This is a genomic window from Casimicrobium huifangae (genome assembly GCF_009746125.1).
In the GTDB taxonomy this organism is placed as follows: domain Bacteria; phylum Pseudomonadota; class Gammaproteobacteria; order Burkholderiales; family Casimicrobiaceae; genus Casimicrobium; species Casimicrobium huifangae.
The window spans coordinates 61,875-81,502 of record NZ_CP041352.1; the positions used below are offsets into that span (position 1 = coordinate 61,875).

19 protein-coding genes are annotated in these 19,628 nt (G+C 63.0%); 5 read left to right on the forward strand and 14 right to left on the reverse strand.

From position 1 onward, the window contains the following. Nucleotides 1-21: 21 nt before the first annotated feature. The 4 genes from phnE to phnD (FKL89_RS00275) form a co-directional block, all read right to left on the reverse strand. Nucleotides 22-819, reverse strand: a complete 798-nt coding sequence (gene phnE, locus FKL89_RS00260) for a phosphonate ABC transporter, permease protein PhnE (protein ID WP_156860792.1) — start codon at nt 817-819, stop codon at nt 22-24. Beyond that, entirely contained in the window at nt 816-1,604 is a 789-nt protein-coding gene (phnC, locus tag FKL89_RS00265) for a phosphonate ABC transporter ATP-binding protein (protein ID WP_395707583.1), read from the reverse strand. Before phnC ends, phnE begins: the two co-directional genes overlap by 4 nt. An 82-nt stretch (nt 1,605-1,686) precedes the next feature. Further along, on the reverse strand, nt 1,687-2,703 hold the full coding sequence (gene phnD / locus FKL89_RS00270) for a phosphate/phosphite/phosphonate ABC transporter substrate-binding protein (protein ID WP_156860794.1): 1,017 nt from the start codon (nt 2,701-2,703) through the stop codon (nt 1,687-1,689). An 11-nt stretch (nt 2,704-2,714) separates the two neighbouring features. Beyond that, on the reverse strand, nt 2,715-3,722 hold the full coding sequence (gene phnD / locus FKL89_RS00275; RefSeq protein WP_156860795.1) for a phosphate/phosphite/phosphonate ABC transporter substrate-binding protein: 1,008 nt from the start codon (nt 3,720-3,722) through the stop codon (nt 2,715-2,717). Between the two features lie 118 nt (nt 3,723-3,840). Between phnD (FKL89_RS00275) and glmU the strand changes: the two genes are divergently transcribed. Then, nucleotides 3,841-5,232 (forward strand): bifunctional UDP-N-acetylglucosamine diphosphorylase/glucosamine-1-phosphate N-acetyltransferase GlmU, encoded by a 1,392-nt coding sequence (gene glmU / locus FKL89_RS00280; protein WP_156860796.1) that lies wholly within the window; start codon nt 3,841-3,843, stop codon nt 5,230-5,232. A gap of 24 nt (nt 5,233-5,256) precedes the next feature. On the opposite strand, the gene FKL89_RS00285 is transcribed toward glmU, so the two are convergent. Both FKL89_RS00285 and FKL89_RS00290 read right to left on the reverse strand, forming a co-directional pair. After that, nucleotides 5,257-6,912: a hypothetical protein gene (locus FKL89_RS00285; RefSeq protein WP_156860797.1), complete on the reverse strand. Its 1,656-nt coding sequence runs from the start codon at nt 6,910-6,912 to the stop codon at nt 5,257-5,259. Nucleotides 6,913-7,266: 354 nt separating this feature from the next. Beyond that, entirely contained in the window at nt 7,267-8,073 is an 807-nt protein-coding gene (locus tag FKL89_RS00290; protein WP_156860798.1) for a sterol desaturase family protein, read from the reverse strand. A gap of 108 nt (nt 8,074-8,181) precedes the next feature. Between FKL89_RS00290 and FKL89_RS00295 the strand changes: the two genes are divergently transcribed. Continuing rightward, the gene (locus FKL89_RS00295) at nt 8,182-8,760 is read left to right on the forward strand and encodes a hypothetical protein (protein WP_156860799.1); all 579 of its coding nucleotides are present in this window, start codon (nt 8,182-8,184) and stop codon (nt 8,758-8,760) included. A gap of 19 nt (nt 8,761-8,779) precedes the next feature. Here FKL89_RS00295 and FKL89_RS00300 read toward each other — a convergent pair whose 3' ends face one another. Next, nucleotides 8,780-9,721, reverse strand: a complete 942-nt coding sequence (locus FKL89_RS00300; protein ID WP_156860800.1) for a 5'-methylthioadenosine/S-adenosylhomocysteine nucleosidase — start codon at nt 9,719-9,721, stop codon at nt 8,780-8,782. A 62-nt stretch (nt 9,722-9,783) separates the two neighbouring features. Beyond that, entirely contained in the window at nt 9,784-10,743 is a 960-nt protein-coding gene (locus FKL89_RS00305; protein WP_156860801.1) for a DMT family transporter, read from the reverse strand. A gap of 64 nt (nt 10,744-10,807) precedes the next feature. Here FKL89_RS00305 and FKL89_RS00310 point away from each other — a divergent pair, with 64 nt between their 5' ends. From FKL89_RS00310 to chrA, 3 genes are all read left to right on the forward strand, one after another. Beyond that, entirely contained in the window at nt 10,808-11,803 is a 996-nt protein-coding gene (locus FKL89_RS00310; RefSeq protein ID WP_156860802.1) for a DMT family transporter, read from the forward strand. Between the two features lie 131 nt (nt 11,804-11,934). Next, complete coding sequence (locus FKL89_RS00315; RefSeq protein ID WP_156860803.1) at nt 11,935-12,765, forward strand: chromate resistance protein ChrB domain-containing protein; 831 nt, start codon at nt 11,935-11,937, stop codon at nt 12,763-12,765. Beyond that, a complete protein-coding gene (gene chrA / locus FKL89_RS00320) occupies nt 12,762-14,093 on the forward strand; it encodes a chromate efflux transporter (RefSeq protein ID WP_156860804.1) in 1,332 nt (443 codons plus the stop codon). The genes FKL89_RS00315 and chrA overlap by 4 nt, the downstream gene beginning before the upstream one ends. Before the next feature lie 15 nt (nt 14,094-14,108). Here the strand turns inward: chrA and FKL89_RS00325 are convergent, their stop codons facing one another. The 6 genes from FKL89_RS00325 to FKL89_RS00350 all read right to left on the reverse strand — a co-directional run bounded on the left by FKL89_RS00325 (nt 14,109) and on the right by FKL89_RS00350 (nt 19,623). Next, nucleotides 14,109-14,942, reverse strand: a complete 834-nt coding sequence (locus FKL89_RS00325; RefSeq protein ID WP_272953716.1) for an undecaprenyl-diphosphate phosphatase — start codon at nt 14,940-14,942, stop codon at nt 14,109-14,111. Nucleotides 14,943-14,979: 37 nt separating this feature from the next. Next, on the reverse strand, nt 14,980-16,455 hold the full coding sequence (locus tag FKL89_RS00330; RefSeq protein WP_238363447.1) for a matrixin family metalloprotease: 1,476 nt from the start codon (nt 16,453-16,455) through the stop codon (nt 14,980-14,982). Between the two features lie 176 nt (nt 16,456-16,631). Then, nucleotides 16,632-17,246, reverse strand: a complete 615-nt coding sequence (locus FKL89_RS00335) for a YidB family protein (RefSeq protein ID WP_420361131.1) — start codon at nt 17,244-17,246, stop codon at nt 16,632-16,634. 65 nt (nt 17,247-17,311) lie between these two features. Further along, a complete protein-coding gene (locus tag FKL89_RS00340; RefSeq protein WP_156860806.1) occupies nt 17,312-18,115 on the reverse strand; it encodes a gamma-glutamylcyclotransferase in 804 nt (267 codons plus the stop codon). Nucleotides 18,116-18,129: 14 nt separating this feature from the next. Beyond that, complete coding sequence (locus tag FKL89_RS00345) at nt 18,130-19,131, reverse strand: class 1 fructose-bisphosphatase (RefSeq protein ID WP_156860807.1); 1,002 nt, start codon at nt 19,129-19,131, stop codon at nt 18,130-18,132. Nucleotides 19,132-19,353: 222 nt separating this feature from the next. Then, complete coding sequence (locus tag FKL89_RS00350) at nt 19,354-19,623, reverse strand: YkgJ family cysteine cluster protein (RefSeq protein ID WP_156860808.1); 270 nt, start codon at nt 19,621-19,623, stop codon at nt 19,354-19,356. Nucleotides 19,624-19,628: the final 5 nt, after the last annotated feature.

The window sequence follows — 19,628 nt, forward strand, 5'->3', positions numbered from 1 at the left end:
TGTCGAACCATGAACGCTGGCTCATCTGAACACCCGCTTCACGTAAATCTGCAGCACCTCGCCGATCATCACCAGACCGATGATGGCGAGGATGATGCCGGCGACAAAGTTGTAGTCAAAGCGCTGGAACGCCGAGAACAGTGTGCCGCCGATACCACCAGCGCCGACCACGCCCACCATCGTCGAGTTGCGCAGGTTGCTGTCGGTTTCATACGCCACAAAGCCGATGAAGCGGTTCATCACTTGCGGCACCACGCCGTACGCGATCACGTTCATGAACGAGGCACCGGTCGCGCGTACCGCCTCGATCTGCTTCTTCGAGATTTCCTCGATGGCCTCGGCGAGCAGCTTGCCGACGAAACCGATGCTGGCAAAGGTAAGCGCGATGATGCCGGCCAACGCCCCGAAGCCCACTGCCTTGACGGCGATGATGGCGACGATCACCGGATGAAAGGAACGGCAAAAGATGATCACCAGCCGCGCCACCCAGCTCACGCCGGCGGGCATCAGATTGCGCGCAGCCAGCACCGCAATCGGAATGGCAAGCAAGGTGCCGATCAGCGACGACAGGAAAGCAATCTGCAGCGACTCAAGCAGACCGGGAACGATGTCGGTCTCGGTGAAGTTGGGCGGAAAGAATCCGGCCAGAAAGCGCACGCCATGCCCCAGTCCCTGCTGCACCCGCTCCAGCGAGAGCCCCAAGGTCGCTGCGGCATAGACCAGATAGGCAAACACGGCCACCCAAGCCAGACGCTTGCCCAGCGATGGCGTGAAAAAATCGGCGCGGGTGACAGCGCGATCAGTGGCGATCGCACTCATGTTGCCAGCCAGTCTTCGCCGCCGTAAATCTTGCGCAGCACGTCGCCATCCAGTCCATCCGGGGCGCCGTCGTACACCACCAGGCCGCCACTCATGCCGATCACGCGCTCGGCGTAACGCTTGCCGAGCTCGACCTGATGGATATTGATCATCACCGGGACGTTGTTCTCGGCGGCGAGGTCGCGCATCAGCTCCATGATCTCGACCGAGGTTTTCGGGTCGAGCGAGGAGGTGGGCTCGTCCGCCAGCAGCAGCCCCGGTGACTGCATCACCGCGCGCGCAATACCCACGCGCTGGCGCTGCCCGCCGGAGAGCTCGTCGGCGCGACGATTGGCGAAGTCGGCCAACCCCACGCGCTTGAGCAGACCGAACGCCTTCTGGATGTCGGCATCGTCGAACTTGCGGCGCCATGCCGTCCATGCGCTGACATAGCCGAGCCGGCCCGACAGCACGTTCTCCATCACCGACAGCCGCTCGACCAGGTTGTATTCCTGAAACACCATGCCGATGCGGCGCCGCGCTTCGCGTAGCGGCTGGCCGGAGAGCTTGGCCAGATCCTTGCCCTCGAACAGTATCTCGCCCGCGGTCGGATTGACGAGGCGGTTGATGCAGCGGATCAGGGTGGACTTGCCGGTGCCGGACGGGCCAATGATGGCGGTGATGCCGCGGCCTTCGATATCAAGCGAGATGTCCTTGAGAACCGGCTTGCCGGGGACATATTCCTTGACGAGGTGTTTGATGGAAAGTGAACTCATGGAGTAGCTTCGCGAAGACGAATGACCAATGACGAGTGACGAAGGCGGAGAGGACGCTTGGAAATGCTCCCGTCACTCGTCCTTCGTCTTTCGTCGTGCGCGCGCTAGCGCGCTACTTCTTCTTGGCCGCTACAGCCGCCGCCTCGCGCTCGGTTTCTTTCACATAAGCGGCCTTGCCGAAGCTCTCGCCACCGGCAGCGGCCACTTCGCGCACTGGCGCCCAGGTCGTCTTGTAGTTGATCGGGAAAAAGCGATCGGCGCCGTCGAAGGCCTTTTGCATCTCGGGCGTGAAGCGGTAGTCGTAGAAGCAGGACAGCACCTTGTCGGCCAGCTTCGGCTCGAGGTCGTGCGCATAGGCAAAGCTCGAGGTCGGGAACTTCTTGCTGCGATAGATCACGCGGAAATCACTTTCCTTGATCTGGCCGCGGCGTGCCATGCGTTCGTACACGTCAGACGCAACCGGCGCGGCATCGTAGTCGCCTTTCTGCACACCGAGGATCGAGGAATCATGCTTGCCGGAATAGACCACCGTGTAGTCTTTCTCGGGCGTGATGCCTTCTTTCGGGAACAGCGCGCGCGGCGCCATGTTGCCCGAGTTCGACGACGGCGAGGTATGCGCGACCTTCTTGCCCTTGAGGTCGGTGAGCTTGGTCAGGTTGCTGCTTGCCTTGACCACCATGATCAGGTTGTAACCCTGAAAATCCTTCTCGTAGCCCTTCACTGCAAACGGAATCGCGCCAGCGACGTTCACCGCGAACGCGGTCGGACCGGTCGAGAAACCCGCCACATGCAGGCGGCCGGAACGCATGGCCTCGATCTCGGCAGCGTTGTTCTGCACCTGGAAGAACACGACCTTTTTGCCGGTGCAGGCGGCGAGGTGCTGCGTGAACGGCGAGAAGATCTTCTCGTAGACAGCCGGGTCTTCAACGGGCGTGTAGGCCCACACCAGCGTGGACGGGTTCTTCCACTTCTTCTGATCTTTCGGCAGATCGGCAACCAGGTCGCCGTTCTCGTCGCAATAGTTCACATCAAGCTCGCCACGGTTCTTGCAAGCCGCCTGTGACCAGGCGCTGGTGGACACGACGGCGAATCCGGCGAACAGCGTCGCCGACAGCAATACTTTTTTCATCAGATCACTCCTCATTTTTTCTTGGCGTTTTCTTTGTCGAATTGCGCCCGGTTATACGGCGTTCCCGACGCCACGGCAACCGCGCGTACCAGTTCCCAGTCCTTCTTGTAGTTCACCGGCAGGAAGCGGTCATCGCCGAGGAATTCCTTCTGCAGCTCGGGTGAGAACTTGTAATCGAAGAAACACTTCTTCACCTTGTCGGCCAGTGCCGGCGCAAGGTCGTGCGAGTGCGCGAACGCCGAGGTGGGGAAAGTGCCGCTGCGATAGATGATACGCACGTCGTCGGCCTTCATCTGGCCGCGCATCACCCAGCGGTCGTAAATGTCGCTGGTGATCGGCGCGGCGTCGTAGTCGCCCTTCAGCACGCCAGCCAGTGACTGGTCATGCTTGCCCGAGAACACGATGTTGTAGTCCTTGCCCGGCGTGATGCCTTCCTTCGGGAACAGCGCCAGCGGCGCCAGATGGCCGGAGTTGGAGGACGGCGAGGTGTGCGCGACTTTCTTGCCCTTGAGATCGGCGATGGTCCTGATCGGGCTGTCTTTCTTTACCACCACCACTTGCCGGTACAGCCGCGGGCCGTCCTTGTTGCCCTTGATGGCAAACGGCACCGCGCCGGCGAGGTTCACCGCAAAGCCGGTCTCGCCTGACGCCAGCCCGGCCACATGCAGGCGCCCGGAGCGCATCGCCTCGATCTGTGCGGCATTGCTCTGCACCGTGTAGTAAACGACTTTCTTCTGCGTGCAGGCGGCAAGGTAGTCGGTGAAACCCTTGAACAGATTTTGATAAACCGCCGGGTCCTCGATGGGCGTGTAGGCAAAGACCAGCGTGTTCGGGTCCTTCCACTTGCTCTTGTCCTTCGGTGGTTCGGCTACGAGATCGCCGTTTTCGTCACAGTAGTTGCTGTCGAGCTCGCCCCGGCCTTTGCAGTCATCGGCAGCGGCGGGAGTTGCCGCGCCCAGGGTCACGGCCAGCGCCGCGAGTGTCGCGGCGGCAGTGGCCGCGCGCCTTGCGATATTCATTCAGGAATCCTCCGTACAACAACCAGTCATTGTAGGAGCGCTGGCAGGTGGCAGTCTCCGTAGAATCCCTGCCACCATCACTGCTGCACTGCAGCACTATCGCGATTGCCGAGCGCTCATGAGTTCAACTGCCCCGCCGCTTTCCGTTGTCGTTCTCGCTGCAGGCAAAGGTACGCGCATGAAGTCGCGTCTGCCAAAGGTGCTGCAGCCACTGGCCGGGCAACCGCTGCTGGCACACGCGCTCGCCAGCGTGGCCGCACTGCAGCCAGCGCAGACAGTCGTCGTGGTTGGACACGGCGCCGAGGATGTGCGCGCCGCGTTCCCGGCGGCATCAGTGACGTGGGCGCTGCAAAGCCCGCAGAACGGCACTGGCCACGCCGCCGCCGTGGGGCTGGCGCCGGTGGAGCGCGACGGCGTGACCCTGCTGGTGACTGGCGATACGCCGTTGATCCGCAGCGAAACCCTGCACGCGCTGGTCAGCCTGGTCAACGAGCAGACGTTTGCGCTGCTGACCTGTGTGGTCGAAGATGTCACCGGCTACGGCCGCATCGTGCGCGACGCGGCGGGCGAGGTGGTGAAGATCGTCGAGCACAAGGACGCGCTGGCGGCGAACGACCACGCCGTGCTCGCCATTCACGAGATGAACACCGGCATCATGGCGGCACCGACGGCGTGGCTGCGCGGGGCACTTGCGAGACTGACGCCGCACAACGCGCAGGGCGAGCTTTACCTGACCGATGTGATCGCGATGGCAGCCATTGATGGTCTGCGGGTCGCCACCGCACAGCCGGACTCTGAAATGGAGATTGCAGGTGTGAATGACAAGATTCAACTCGCTGCACTGGAGCGCAAGGTGCAGCTCGCCGAGGCAGAGAAACTCATGACGGCGGGCGTTACCCTGGCCGATCCGGCGCGCATTGATGTGCGCGGCACGCTTGACTGCGGTAGCGACGTTTTCATCGATGTTGGCTGCGTGTTCGAGGGCGCCGTGAAGCTGGGCGACAACGTACGTATCGGGCCCAACTGTGTGCTGCGTGACGTCACCGTCGGCACCGGCAGTGTGGTGCATCCGATGAGCCATCTTGAGGGTTGCACGGTGGGCGAGGGTGTGCTGATCGGGCCGTTCGCGCGCCTGCGCCCCGGTGCTGCGCTCGGCGATGAAGTTCACATCGGCAATTTCGTCGAAGTGAAAAACTCAACGCTGGCGAAAGGCGCCAAGGCCAATCACCTCGCCTATCTCGGCGACGCCACGGTCGGCGAGCGCGTCAACTACGGTGCCGGTTCCATCACCGCCAACTACGATGGCGCCAACAAGCACCGCACGGTGATTGAGGCCGATGTCCACGTCGGCAGCAACTGCGTGCTGGTAGCGCCGGTCACCATCGGCGCAGGCGGTACCGTGGGCGGCGGCAGCACCGTGACCAAGAACGCACCCGCCGGCGCCCTCACGGTGGCGCGCAGCAAGCCAGTCACCATTGCGAACTGGAAACGACCCCAGAAGAAAACCTGAGTTGCCCGGCCGGCTCTTGCTGCACTACTTGCCGGGCCGGCTGAAGCGGAACTGCCCCATCGGATTGGCGGCATGAAATGCATCCATCTTGCCCCAACTTTCGGCCAGCCCTACGCCGCCGATGTTGTCGGCCTGTGCGGCGACTACCAGTCGCTCGCTATCCCACGTGTCGCCGGGCTCCCACACCTGCTTGCGCACATCCATTGACGGATCGAATTTTTCTCCAGCCGGTTTGAAGTTCGCTGCGGTACCGCCGGCTTCGCCGTGCTGAATGGGGCGATAGCCCGGCGGATAGCCGGCCTTTTCGAAGGACTTGTTCCAGAAGGCGCCGACCTCGGCGTTGTCGCCCCCTTTCCACGGAATGCCCTTGGGCCCGACGTGCATGCCCGGGGGCGCAAATGCACCCGAGGGCAATTGCTTCTGGATCAGCACCACGTCAAGATCAGAGACATAGGCCGCGCCCTTGCTGTCGACCAGAATCAGAAAACCATCCGTCTCGACCAGGAAGTGATCTGCGGCCTGCCCGGCGTCGGTCAGTCCGAACACCCTGTGCGCCCCCGGCGCGATGCCGTAGACCGCATCCACCTTGCCGCCGCCACGCGCAATCCAGCCGGGGTTGAAACCGGACGGCGGTTTGACCGAGCGCAACGCATCGCGAACGCCGTGCATCTTGCGATAGCCCACCAGCCCGCGCAGATAGCCACCAACCTTGAGCGACTTGGCCTTGATCCAGAGCGGCTTGGACAGGGTGCGCACGCCGACCCGCGCCGCCCAGGTCAGCCACTCAACGCGCTCCGGGTTGCAGGCGCGGATTACGATGTAGTAGCCCTGCTGCGCAAACTCGCGCAGCACGTCCACCTCCTTCGGCAGGAAGCCGACCTGCGCCCAGTCCTTCGGGTCGAGGCGGCGAATCCAGCCCTCGTTGCGCAGCAGTTTGGCGCCGGCGCTGACACGCTTGATGATGCCTGCCAGGCCGGCCTCCGCCGCCAGACGCGAACGCTGCAACACATTCTTCGATTGCGTGAGCCAGTCGTTGAGCACCTTGATCTCGGAGAGCAGGGCGTCCATGCGGGCGGCGATCCGCGTATTGCGCGCGGCCTGCGCGAACTTGCCAAGAATCGGAATGGCACCGGCGAGATTGAGCGCGCAGCCCAGATAGTCGCCGCGAGTGGATGCTTCCACCGCACCAACCAGTGACAGCCCGCCGGTGGGATCGAAGATCGCGGCAATGTTGATGCCGAGGCTGATGGCCAGCTTCTTCAGTTCCTCATTGCGTTCCTCGCAATACTGGCGAATCCAGGACATCAGCGCGCCGGTCGCCACCGGATACCAGTGTGCCCGCAGGCCCATGGCCGCCCGCGGACCGTTGTCAAAGCCAAGCGCCTTGGCCCACGCCGCACCGACCTGGAACTGGTTCTGGAACATGCGCGGTTCCATCACAATCATTGGCGGAAACGACAGATTGGACAACTTGAACGCGGCCTCGTTGCTACCGGCCGGATAGAAATCCCACTGCGTCATCTGGGCCATGCCCTGGCCCCAGCTGCCGCCCTTGCCGGCGAACTTCGCGAAGTTCATGCCCGGTTCTTCGTTGACCAGCTTCCACTGGTTGTCGCTGGTGATCAGCAGAACGGCAGAGCGCCCCTGCAGTCGTACTTCGGCGTAAAAATGGTCAGCCATGGCCGTGCCCTCCGGTGGTTTCACGCACCGTTAAACCGGTGTCGTGATGAGGTAGACGGCATTGTGCGGCGGCGTGGCGGCGCTGACGCGGCTTGGGGGGTTACAGCTTGTTACAGCGCGGCTGAACCGTCCACCCGGTCTGCGATGGCGAACGGTATTCGGGTGCTTCGCGGCGCCGCAATGCTCATCAACTTGTTGGTGAAATGGCCGCCGAACGTGGGCTGCAACCCCAAATTCGCCAATTATCGACTTTTCACTTTTTCCGTGCCCCAGCCCATTGCCAATGGGGATATCCGTGAAAAGCTGCCATGCAACAAGGATCGTCTGCCAGCCGAATTGCGCATCACTGGTGGCTCAAAAGCGGTCGAAGCGCCGCGCCCGCCAGGGCGTCAGCAGCATGCCCGTGACCGTTTGCCAGCGACCATCACGCAGCGCATCAAGGCCGCTGTCGCGCGTCGGCAGGGCTGGCGGATGAAAGGTGCCAAACAGGTGGTCCCACAGTGACAGCACCTGTCCGTAGTTGCTGTTGGTCAGCGCCGGATCGGGGTCATGATGCGCCCAGTGCGCGGCTGGCGTCACGATCAGCCAACCGATCCAGCGCTGCCAGCAGGCGATGCCTTTGGCGGTCCAGCCAATCGCCGCGTGATGCAGATGCGAGGTCGCCACACCGCAGACATCGCGCACCGCGTGCGCCTCCACCGGCGCGCCCAACGCCACTGTGAGCAGCGCGCGAATCGACAGTGTCGCCACGAAGAAGAGCGGATGCTGCCGCAGCGAGGTCGACACATCGAGCCGGGGGTCGGAGTGGTGCACCGCATGCAGCAGCCAGAGCGCACGGAAGCGGTGGCTGGCACGGTGCAGCACGTAGTCGGAGAAATCTGCAAACAGAAAGCCGATGATGAATGCAAGCCAGTACGGCACCGGCCATAGATTCAGCAAACCCAGGCCATGCATACGTGCGGCTGCGGAGAGCGGGGCCAGCAGCCAGTTGACCAGCAGGCTGATCACCAGCAGAAACAGCGCCCACAGCACCAGGTTGCGCGCGAGATGCTGTGCCCGCTCGCGTAACGTCCAGGCGTATCTGGGCCACAACGTCTCGGCCAGCGCGGTCAACGCAAAGCCGCCGAACAACACGTAGAAACCAAGCTGGTCAACTGTCACAAATAAGCCCGGGCATGCCGGCCAGTATCGCTACCGCAGACGGAATGCCTTGCGACGGGCGTGTCGGCATCATAGACTGCCGCATCGAAGGCAAGCGGGTGTCCGGTCATGAAAATTCGTCTCGGCAAAGTGGGCGCGCTATTGGGCGCAGCGGTATTGTTGAGCAACACGGCAATAGCCGGTGTTGTGGCTGGCACTGCCTTTGCCAATAGCAATGCCCCGTCCAGCGCGACGCTGCAACCAGGGCAGACGTACACGGTAACCGCGAACATCACGACCAGTGGCAGTGCGGCCGGCCTGACCTTCAACCAGATCGCGCTCAACCCCAATCTGGCGTCGCAGTTCCAGATTGTTGGCGGTACCTGCAACACGACGACGCAGTACATTGCCCCGACCACCTGCACGGTGCAAGTTCTCTTTCTCGGCAACCAGCCGGGCGCCGCGACTGCCGACCTGCGGATGGGTTGTTCCGCCATTCTTGCGGCGGCAGGTGGTTACGGCATCAACTGCACTGTCGGCGGTGGCCCCGGTACGGTCGCCACCATGGCTCGCTTTGTCGGCAGCGGCGTCGCGGCCGTGGTCGATGCCTTGGGGCGCGAAGGCCTGACCCTGCTGGCAGCAGCGCTGTTTGCGTTGACGGCGTGGACCAGTCTCCGCCGCCCCAATCAGAGCCGCACCCCGCGCTGATGACAAGCGCCCTCGGGCGCTACTTCCACGCCGACAGAAATGCCATCAACACGTTGGCTGAGTTGTCTGCAGCGAGCTTGAAGAAGGTTTCGATCTCGTTTTCGCCCTTGCCGCCGCCAGCGAGATCGCTCAGGCTGCGGAACGCAATGTAGGGCACGCCGTTGGCATAGGCCACCATCGCGGTGGCTGCAGTCTCCATGTCGAGCACGCTGGCATCGAAGGTCTTGAAGGTGTATTCGCGAAACGCCGCGTTGTCGACGAAGGCCTGACCGGACACACCGTTGCCACCGACGACCAGCCTCGGCTTGCTGGTGAGACAAACCTTCTTCTCGTCGCAGTCGGCCAGCTTTACGTCACCCAGTGCCCGCGCCATCGCCAGCAGCTTCGCGTCCGCCGCGAACCAGAGCTTCTTCTCTTCCTTCTCGCGTCCCTTCGAGCGCACGCCGACTGGTCGCGGGTGCATCATGCCGAAGTTGGGCAGTTTCACATCGTCCATCCATCCCGGCGGCGCGAACGAGCCAGGAGAAACTTCGCGCGCCGCAAGAATCTCAAGGTATTGCGCCCAACGCTCCGCCACCACCACATCACCCACGTTCAGCGCCGGATTCACGCCACCGGCAATGCCGCTAAAGACGATGTGTGTGACGTTGAAGCGGTCCAGCACCAGCTGCGTGTTCATTGCGGCATTGGTCATGCTGATGCCGCTCAGGAACAGCACCACCGGCTTGCCGCGCAGCTTGCCAGTCGTGAACTCAACGCCATTCACGCGGTAGCCACGCTTGCTGGTCACGTTCTTCAGCAGCGTGGACAGCTCCGGCTCGAACGCACAAATGACGGCGACGCGGGGCGTGCGGTCGATGACGCCGGGTGGACGCTCGACATGGGTGGCGCCGACGGCGGCCGAAGCATCGACAGAGATCGCGAGCAACACCAACAGGGTGGCGAGAAAAGTACGAACCATGGAAAACCCGGTGAACGGCGTGACGGACAGGCACCTAGCCTACCGCAGTAGTCGCCGATGCGCTATCGCGTTGGCGGCGTATCCGGCGGCTTGGGTGCGGTCTTGTTCAGCGAGATCATCGCAACGCCTGCCAGCACAAGTCCGGCGCCAATCAGTTGCAGCAGCGATACCTGTTCACCGAGAAAGATCACGCCAAGGAAGATGGTGATCACCGGGCCAACGGTGCCGATCATTGAGGCATCACTGGCGCCGATGCGCTTGAGCGCTTCGGCCATCATCCATACCGGCGCAGCCGTGGAAAAGATCGCCAGGCCGACGCCGTAGAGATAAATCGTCGGCGGCAAGTCCAGTGCGCTGAGCGGACGCATGATGAAGAACTGCGCCATCACGAAACCGGTCGCTACCAGCATCATATAGGCGGTGAAGCGCGTGCTGCCAATGCGTCGCGTGAGCCCGGTACCAACCATCATGTAGATGGCGTAACAAAGCGCTGAGAGAAACACCAGCACGGTGCCGGTCACCAGCGCGCGGGTGTCGCTGGTGATGACCAGATCGTGCCAGTACGCCAGCGCCAGCCCGGCGTAGGAGACCAGCAGCGCCAGTGCGACACGCCCGGTGATGTGCTTGCGCAGGAATAACGCCGACAGCACCACCACGATAGTCGGATTGGTGAACAGGATCAGCCGTTCCAGACCAGCGCTGATGAATTGCAAGCCCCAGAAATCAAGAAAGCTCGACAGGTAGTAGCCGATGAAGCCAAGCAACACCACAAAGCCCCAGTCGCCGCGCGACAGCGGTTGCCGGGGCATGTTGGCATTGCCATTGTCACGATTGCCCAGCCATGCCATGAACAGGAAGAACGGCAGCGAGAACAGCATGCGGATGGCCAGCAGCGTCACCGCGTCCAGCCCGGGATGCGCGGCGTAGGCGAGCTTGATGAAAATGGCTTTGGCAGCAAAGCCGAACTGCGCGGCGGCGGCGAACAGCGCGCCGGCAGAAACTGCCGTCTTGATGGATGACACAACGTCATTCTAGGCTGCCGATCTTGCGCACAGGCCGAGGCGTGCCCGTCCGATAATGCCGGCCATGCAACTTTCGAAGCGGACTATCGGCATCGCTGCGGCGATCATCACCGTCGCCATCTGGACCAGCTTCATCATCGTCGCGCGGGCGATGGCGCACAAGACGCTGACACCATTCGACATCGCGTTCGTGCGCATGATCGGTGCTGGCATTGTGATGCTGCCCTGGGGCTGGTGGTGGGTGCGTCGCGCCCGCGAGCGCGGCGAGCCGGGCGCTGCGCAGATGTGGCTCGGCCTGTCGCCCTATCCGTGGCGCACTACCGCGATCGCCGGTACCTTTGCCGCGCTGCTTTACGCGAGCTTTGCCTACAGCGGGTTTCTCTACGCCCCGGCAGCGCATGCCTCGGTGCTGATGCCGGGCATGTTGCCGCTGTGGACGACGCTGATCGCGCTGGTCGTGATCGGCACGCCGGTTACCGGGCGGCGTTGGGTCGGGCTGGCATTGATCATCGGCGGCGGCCTGCTGGTCGGCGGCAGCAGCCTGTTACGTGCGTTTGATGGGGGTGATGTGTGGAAGGGCGATGTGCTTTTCCTTGCGTCGTCGTTCGTCTGGAGCAGCTACACCGTGATGACGCGCAAGCATGCGATGGGCGCAATCCCCGCGACCATCGCGGTCTGCGTATTCGCCGCGTTCACTTTCGTGCCGGTCTACGCGCTGCTTGCCTGGACAGGGCTCGTTGTGAGTCACCTGCGCGAGGCACCGTGGAGCGAGATCATCTTCCAGGCCGTGGTGCAGGGCATCGGCTCAGTCGTGATTTCGGGTATCACTTTCGTGCGCATGGTCGAGACCTTCGGCCCGATTCGCTCGACGATGATCACTGCGGTCGTGCCTGGCCTGTCGGCTCTCGGCGCGGTGCTGTTCCTTGGCGAGCCGCTGTACTGGAACCTGCTGCTCGGCCTTGCACTGGTAACGGTCGGCATCGTGTTTGGCGTGAAACCAGTCACACCCGTTGCGCACGCAGCGGCAACGACACCTGCGCCGCAACCGGCAATTCGCTGAACGGATTCGTGTAAGCTTTCGTCCGTGGGTTAATCGCAGAACCCATCTGTGTCGCAGCCTCCTGCGGCGCACTGACGGTGTCTCGTCCAATCTGCAAAACGCTCTGCCCGGCGCGGCACGAAAGGTTTTTCATGGACACCGTTGCACCCCAACCCTCATCCACTTCTCCCGCAGTTTGCGCGAGTCTCGTTGGCACGCCGGCTGCGCCGCTGTTCGTCGATGTGCGCAAGTCCGAAGACTTCGCGGCGAGCGATTACTTCATTCCCGGTTCAATCCGTTGGGACTACCACGCCAACCGACCCGAACCCGCCGAAGTAAAGGGAGCAACGCGAGCCGTTGCCTATTGCGTGAAGGGCATGCACGTCGGCATCACGGGCGCCGACAAACTGCGCGCACTAGATCGCGATGCGCGCTTTCTCGAAGGCGGTCTGCGGCAATGGATGGAATCCGGTGCGCCGCGCGTAAAGAAGCGCCCCGACCTTGGCGTCACGGGTGAATCCATCAGCCGCTGGGTCACCCGCGCACGGCCGAAGATCGACCGTGTTGCCTGTCCCTGGCTCATCCGCCGTTTCATCGATCGGCGCGCCGAGTTTTTCTATGTACCGACGAACGAGGTGTTCGCATTTGCGAAGGCCAACAATGCCATCGCCTATGACATACCCGGCGCGCCGATTGAGCACGCGGGGCCGCTGTGCTCGTTCGATAACCTCCTGCGCGCGTTCGAACTCACCAGCCCGGCACTGGAACGCGTGGCTGCCATCGTTCGCGGTGCCGACACCGATGCGCTGCACCTCGCACCGCAGAGCGCCGGACTGCTTGCCGTCTCGCTCGGTTTCTCGAAAAATTTCAGCGATGACCACGCGATGCTGGCGGCCATGATGCCCGTATACGACGCACTGTACCGCTGGGTGCTCGACGCGGTTGACGCCACTGACGAAAAACACAACTGGACCCCGGCATGAGCAACGTCACACAAGAGAAAAAACCACCCGCGATGCCGGGCTTCGGCGAAGCCTTGCGCTTCTGGCTCAAGCTCGGCTTCATCTCGTTCGGCGGCCCGGCGGGGCAGATTGCGATCATGCGGCAGGAGCTGGTCGAGCGTCATCGCTGGATCAGCGAGCGACGCTTCCTGCATGCGCTCAACTACTGCATGTTGCTGCCCGGCCCCGAGGCGCAGCAGCTCGCCACTTACATCGGCTGGCTGATGCATCGCACCTGGGGCGGCGTGGTTGCCGGCGGGCTCTTCGTGCTGCCCGGCGCGCTGATCATGATGGCGCTGGCTTGGGGCTATCTCACCTTCGGCCAGACGAGTTTCATGCAAGCGGTGCTCTGGGGCATCAAGCCAGCGGTCGTCGCGCTGGTGTTGTTCGCGGTGTATCGCATCGCGAGCAAGTCGCTCAACCATGCCGTGTGGTGGGTGCTGGCCGTTGCCGCGTTTGTTGCGGTGAGCTTTCTGAAGATCGGTTTTCCGTGGGTCGTTGCCGTGGCCGCAATCGTCGGCTGGATCACAGGTGAACTGCGCCCGAAGTGGATCAGTGGCGGACACGGCGACAGCAAGACAAAAAAGCACCCGCCTGCCGTGATCGACGACGACACACCGTCACCAGAACACGCGCGATTCTCATGGCGGCATTCGCTCGTGCTGATCGCGGTGTTCATCGCTCTTGGCGTGGCGGTTTATGCGGTGTTACCCGGCAAAGCGCTCGCCGACATGGCCGAATTTTTCACGTCCGCCGCATTGATCACCTTCGGCGGTGCGTACGCCGTGCTGCCTTACGTTACACAAGCGGCAGTCGAAAAGTATCAGTGGCTCACCACGGCACAGATGATGGATGGGCTCGCGCTCGGCGAAACCACACCGGGGCCGCTGATTTTGATCCTGACCTTTGTCGGCTATCTCGGTGGCGTGAAGAACGCGGTCGCCAGCTCGCCGCTGGCGAGTGGTCTGCTCGCGGGCACCGTGGTCACCTTCTTCACCTTCCTGCCGAGCTTCATGATGATCTTCGCAGGCGCACCATTCATCGAAAGCACGCGTAGCTCGCTCAAGCTGCAGGCACCACTCACTGGCATCACGGCCGCTGTCGTCGGCGTGATCGGTTCACTCGCCGTGTTCTTCGCGCAGCACACGTTCTGGCCGCAGGGCTTTCAGGGATGGGGCGGCAACGTCGACTGGTTCGCTGCGCTGATCGCGATTGCCGCACTGGTGGGGTTCGTCAAATTCAAGCGCGGCGCGATGGAAACGATTGCGGTGTGTGCGGCGATTGGTCTGCTGGCGTCCGCCTTGAAATAGGACTGGCCTCTGTGGTCAGGCGGCGGGCCATTGCACCCAACCCAAGGCGCCCGCTGCGAGGATAAGCGCGCCGAACGCGAGGCGATACCACGCAAACACGCGCAGCGAATGTGTCGCGACAAAGCGGATCAGCCAGCGGATCACGACCAGCGCGACGATGAACGAGACGACCATGCCGACTGCGAACACCGGGATGTCGGCGGACGAAAGCAGCGCGCGCTCCTTCCACAGCGAGTAGACGCTGGCCGCTGCAAGCGTCGGTACGCCCAGAAAGAACGAAAACTCGGTGGCGACGTTGCGCGACAGGCCGAACAGCATGCCGCCGATCAGCGTCGAACCCGAGCGCGACATGCCCGGGATCAGGCCGAAGCACTGTGCGAAGCCCACCTTGATGGCGTCGAGCGCCGTCATGTCGTCGACGTCGCGAACGCGGGCATTGACTGCGCGGTCGGCCAGCATCGACGGCCGCTCGACCCAGAAGATCACCAGCGCGCCGATGATCGACGCCGCCGCGACGCCGTACGGATTGAACAGCACGGCCTTGATGTATTTGTTGAGCAGCAGGCCCAGCACCGCGACCGGCAGGAAGGCGACGAACAAATTCCACACAAAGCGTTGCGCATTGCTCACGCGGGTGACGCCCTTGATGGCGCCGTTGAAGCGTTCGCGGTAGGCCCAGATCACCGCAAAGATGGCGCCGATCTGGATCGCAATCTCGAACACCTTGCCACGCTCATCGTGCACGCCGAGCAGTGAGCCTGCGACGATCAGATGACCCGTGCTGGAGATCGGAAGAAACTCGGTCGCGCCCTCGACGATACCCATGATCGTCGCGTCAAACAGATTCAATCGTGGCCTCGGTATTCAGGAAGTCAGTTGGACGCGTTCAGTTCGCCGGTGCGCAGAAACTGACGCCTTCGCCATCCCAGCCCTGGGCGACAAATGCGTTGTAGGTGGCAACGGTGGCGGTATAGCGGTGGTTGGGATCATCCGGGAATCGAACGTTACCCCGGAACAGGCGATACACCGGGAGCAGGCCGCTGGCGCAGGAACCACCAACACCGGACACCAGCGGCGTGAATGCGTAGGAATCAACACCCTCGTTTTGCGGCAGCCCCGGTGCTGTGCTCTGCGAAGGATTGAGATTGTTCAGGGCTGCTACATCACTGTCGAGCACTGCATAGAAGTGGCTGCCGCGAGTGTTGCCGCGCGCCACCTGAGCGAAGAAGAAGCGGGTGATGCCCTGGCCACCGGTCGGCATCGAGGTGTACACCGGGAAGCTTTCACCGGTGCGCGACCAGCCACTGGTGGCGTCAAGCGCCGCTTTCTCGCTGTCACGCGAGGTCATGAAGTAGTAGTCGAGCGGTGCGTAGCGATACTCGATCATCACTCGTTTCGAGGGCGTGTTGCCGGATGTGCTGGTCACGCCGTTACCCGCCAGAGTGACCGTTGCCGAGCCACTGCTTGCATTGTGCTTGAAGACGAGGCTGCCAGTGCGCGCACCCGCTGACTTGGGGGTAAAGCGGATCGTCGCACCGCAGCGACCGCCCGGGCCAATCAGTGTTGCCGTGGCGCAGGTGGTGGAGATGAGGGTGAAATCGTCACCCGTCAACGTTGCCCCGGTCACGGTCAGCAAGCTGCTGCCGGTGTTGATGATGGCGACGGTCTGGGTGTTGCTTACGTTGTTGACCTGGGTGTCGGCAAAGTTGAGCGCCGTCGCGCTCAGGGCAACGGTGGTGTCGCTCGGTTGTGGTGGCACTTCACCATACAGGGCGCGACAGCCGGAGATGTCATCGGCTGCCAGTTCGGTCAATCCGGAGTAGGTGGTGGAGGGATCGGGCGCGGTATTGGGCCCGGACATCACGGCACTCTCCACGTTCGAGTGCTTCAAGCCGAGCATGTGCCCCACCTCGTGTACCAGTACGGCGCCGAGATTGGCCGCACTCAGCCCGGTACTCAGCAGCATGTCCGCCTCGTCGAGTGTCGGCAGGGCGGACGAAGTGCTGCTCGCGCTCACCCAGGTTTGCCCGGCAACACCGCTCTCCAGCGCGCTCCAGGCGATGACATTGACGCTATCACGCGTGTTGTTGGTGGCGAGACTGGCGCCGTTGCTGGACGTGCCGTCGTAGACAAAGGTGATGGCACAGACGGCAGACCATTTGTCCATCGCGGCGCGAATCGCGTTGAGCGCCGCGTCGGCCGTGCCTGCTGCCGCTGTCGACCGGTTGCTGTCGTTGTATCGCCAGTGAATGGTTTTGCCGTTCCAGCCATTCCAGCCGTAGGTCAGGTATTTCTGCGTGTCAGCCGACGCTGCTACCACGTGGAAATCCGAGCCGGCCTCGACGGTGCCCACAGCGGACACTGCAGCAGAACAGCAGAGCAGGGCTGCGGCGCAAATTGGTGCCAGCCAGCGGGTCGGGCAAGCAGAAGAACTCGGGAGGAGGCGCATGATCATGGCGTAGTCGACTCAAAAAGGTTCGACCGCCCCCCGGCTTGCCCGTTCGGTCGTCCGACGATTCTAGCGACCGCAGGTCACGATCAACCGAACAGACCGCCCTTGTTGCCGCCCAGTGCGCCTTTCAGCACACTGCCGAGCACGTTCTGCATCATGTCGTTGGAGTGTTGCTCCGGCACCTGACCGCTGGGCGTCATGCCGTCGAGCACGCCGGGCAGCACCTGAGCGAGCAGGCCGCCGAGCTGGTCCTGCCCAACACCCGCTTGCGCCAGCACGTCGCCAATGCTTCCGCCAGCGGGATGCCCGGGTGCTGCGCCGCCAAGCACTTGCCCCAGCAGGCCGCCGAGATCACCGCCACCAGCACCACCTTGTTGCGCCTGGGCGCCGCCCATCATACCGCCGAGCACCTTCATCAGGTCACCGCCGTCTACCGGCAGATTTTGACCGGTGCTTTGCCAGGAATCAGCCTGTTGCCCGAGCCCGCCCTTGCGCAGCATGTCGAGCAGGCCACCGACACCACCGGCCTGCTGGATGAGGCCACCGACCAGATTACCCATCAAATCCTGCTGCCCGCCACCACCACCGCGACTGTTCAGCACGGCACCCAAAACTCCATCAAGCAAGCCCATTTTCGTTCCTTTCACTAGCGGAGTCGGCAACGCGCGACACCGGTCATCAAGATGGCGGCACGCTATCACAGCAGGGCGACCATCGCCAGCCCGCGAACTCTGATTCCGCAGTGCCGGTGGCAGCAACGCAGTGATCAGCCTGGCTGTTGACCGGGCGGGCAACCACAATCGCTGCCGCCCATCGCGTCGGCGGTCTCGCGCGCAGTGAGCAGGTCGCAGAGGCGGTCCAGATGCGGGTCATCGAGCCCCGCGGCGCGCAGCGCGGCGGCGGTCTGGCAGAGGTAGTCGGCGCCGGAGCCATAGTGGCCGCGACAGGTGGCCAGCTTTTCGACAACGACCTCATCTGACAGGCGCCCGGCATAGGCGCTCGACGAGTGATTCATCACAAAACCGATGGCGCGCACCGGGCCGTCCTCGGTCTGCGCATTGAGCCAGCGGGCGTGGTAGCTGCCGCCAAACATTTCGCGGCGCCAGAGCAGGGTGAGTTCCTTGCGCGCATCGGCGGCGGCAATGCGGTAGACCATGCCGCGACAGGCGCCACCGCGATCCAGCGCCAGCACCAGTCCCGGGTTCTCGGGTGTGCCGCGATAGACGCTGCTCCACAGGCAAAAGCGGCGGTGATAGCCGCGAACGGTGGCGGTCAGCCGGCCGCGATGCTCCATGCAGGGGTTCCAGATCAGCGAGCCGTAGCCGAACACGAAGACGTCCGAGGCGCCGTCCCAGTCGGCCAGCATCGCATCCAGCGAGGCGGCCAGCGCCTCGTCGCACAGCATCTTGCCCGCGAGCGGCGAATTTTTGATCGCCTCCCGCGAGTGATTGTTCTCGATGGCTTCGCGCGTGATGCCGGTGAAGGAGGGGCGCTCTGCGCCCGAGGACGAAGGACGGAGGACGAAGGACGAGAGCGACTCTCCATCACCGACCTTTGCGTCATTCGTCATTCGTCATTCGTCCTTCACGCAAGGTGATACGAGGTCACGCGCTCCACCTCGTTCTTGCTGCCGAGAATCACGCTGACCCGCTCATGCAGCTTGCCGGGCCGGACGTCGAGAATGCGCTGATGCCCGTTGGTGGCGGCACCGCCAGCCTGTTCCACAATGAAGCTCATCGGATTCGCTTCGTACATCAGGCGCAGCTTGCCGGGCTTGTCCGGCTCGCGCTTGTCGCGCGGATACATGAAGATGCCGCCGCGCGTCAGTATGCGGTGCACATCGGCCACCATCGAGGCCACCCAGCGCATGTTGAAATCCTTGCCGCGCGGGCCTTCCTTGCCTTGCAGCAACTCATCAACATAGCGCTTCACCGGCGGCTCCCAGTGCCGCATGTTGCTCATGTTGATGGCGAACTCTTTGGTGTCTTCCGGGATCGTCATGTTCGACTGCGTCAGCACCCACGAGCCCATTTCGCGATCGAGCGTGAAGCAGTGCACGCCGGTGCCGACGGTCAGCACCAGCAGTGTTGTCGGCCCGTACACCGCGTAGCCCGCCGCCACCTGCGAAGTGCCGGGCAGCAGGAACGACTTTTCGGTGACCGGGCCCAGTTCGTCGGACGATTTCAGCACCGAGAAAATGGTGCCGATCGACACGTTCACGTCAATGTTCGACGAGCCATCCAGCGGGTCGAACAGCAGCAGGTATTCACCTTTCGGGTAGCGGTTGGGGATCTCGTGGAAGGTCTCCATCTCCTCGCTCGCCATGCCGGCGAGATGGCCGCCCCATTCGTTGGCCTCCATCAGGATCTCGTTGGAGATGACGTCGAGTTTCTTCTGCGCCTCACCCTGCACGTTCTCGGTGCCAGCGTTGCCGAGCATGCCGGCGAGCGCGCCTTTACCGACGTTCACCGCAATGGCCTTGCAGGCGCGCGCCACGACCTCGATCAGCAACCGCAGTTCCGGCTTGATGGCGCGCGCCGAGCGCTGCTGTTCAACGAGAAACTGGGTGAGCGTGGTGCGGCGCATGGGCGGGCGATCGGCAGCGCGATCAGGGGAGTCCGGGAGAGTGAAAATTGTACTGCCTGAGACAAAGGCTTTTTGCTGAAAGTACCATTCGACGTGGGCTCCGTGCCATAAAACAGCAAAAGTCGACTTTTGGCAATTTACCGCGTTGAGCCCTTATTCAACGAGCTTTTCGCAAGAAAGCTTACCCCGCAAGACTCGTCGCGGTGCAGCGCTAGCAGCCTGTCAGGTCGTCGCCCGCTCCAGCGCGGCGAGAAAGCGCATCGCATGCACCTGCGTGGCCGCCGCGTCGGGAGATTCGCCGCACATTTCGGGCGAAGGCTGCAGGCTGCTGCACACCGCCGGCCGCGCCGGGTCGCCAAAGATGCGGCAACGGTTTGCGTTGTCCAGCTGCACGCAGCGCACGCCAGCCGGTTTGCCTCCCGGCATGCCCGGAATCGGTGAAGAAATCGACGGCGCAATGCAGCAGGCGCCGCAGCCGGGGCGGCAGTTCATGGCGT

Excerpts from the sequence above, each read along its gene's own strand:
- FKL89_RS00300 (WP_156860800.1), bottom strand. The coding sequence starts at position 9,721 with ATGGTTCGTACTTTTCTCGCCACCCTGTTGGTGTTGCTCGCGATCTCT.
- glmU (WP_156860796.1), top strand. The coding sequence starts at position 3,841 with ATGAGTTCAACTGCCCCGCCGCTTTCCGTTGTCGTTCTCGCTGCAGGC.
- FKL89_RS00340 (WP_156860806.1), bottom strand. The coding sequence starts at position 18,115 with ATGACGAATGACGCAAAGGTCGGTGATGGAGAGTCGCTCTCGTCCTTC.
- phnD (WP_156860795.1), bottom strand. The coding sequence starts at position 3,722 with ATGAATATCGCAAGGCGCGCGGCCACTGCCGCCGCGACACTCGCGGCG.
- FKL89_RS00285 (WP_156860797.1), bottom strand. The coding sequence starts at position 6,912 with ATGGCTGACCATTTTTACGCCGAAGTACGACTGCAGGGGCGCTCTGCC.
- phnD (WP_156860794.1), bottom strand. The coding sequence starts at position 2,703 with ATGAAAAAAGTATTGCTGTCGGCGACGCTGTTCGCCGGATTCGCCGTC.
- FKL89_RS00350 (WP_156860808.1), bottom strand. The coding sequence starts at position 19,623 with ATGAACTGCCGCCCCGGCTGCGGCGCCTGCTGCATTGCGCCGTCGATT.
- phnE (WP_156860792.1), bottom strand. The coding sequence starts at position 819 with ATGAGTGCGATCGCCACTGATCGCGCTGTCACCCGCGCCGATTTTTTC.
- FKL89_RS00310 (WP_156860802.1), top strand. The coding sequence starts at position 10,808 with ATGCAACTTTCGAAGCGGACTATCGGCATCGCTGCGGCGATCATCACC.
- FKL89_RS00295 (WP_156860799.1), top strand. The coding sequence starts at position 8,182 with ATGAAAATTCGTCTCGGCAAAGTGGGCGCGCTATTGGGCGCAGCGGTA.
- FKL89_RS00345 (WP_156860807.1), bottom strand. The coding sequence starts at position 19,131 with ATGCGCCGCACCACGCTCACCCAGTTTCTCGTTGAACAGCAGCGCTCG.
- chrA (WP_156860804.1), top strand. The coding sequence starts at position 12,762 with ATGAGCAACGTCACACAAGAGAAAAAACCACCCGCGATGCCGGGCTTC.
- FKL89_RS00315 (WP_156860803.1), top strand. The coding sequence starts at position 11,935 with ATGGACACCGTTGCACCCCAACCCTCATCCACTTCTCCCGCAGTTTGC.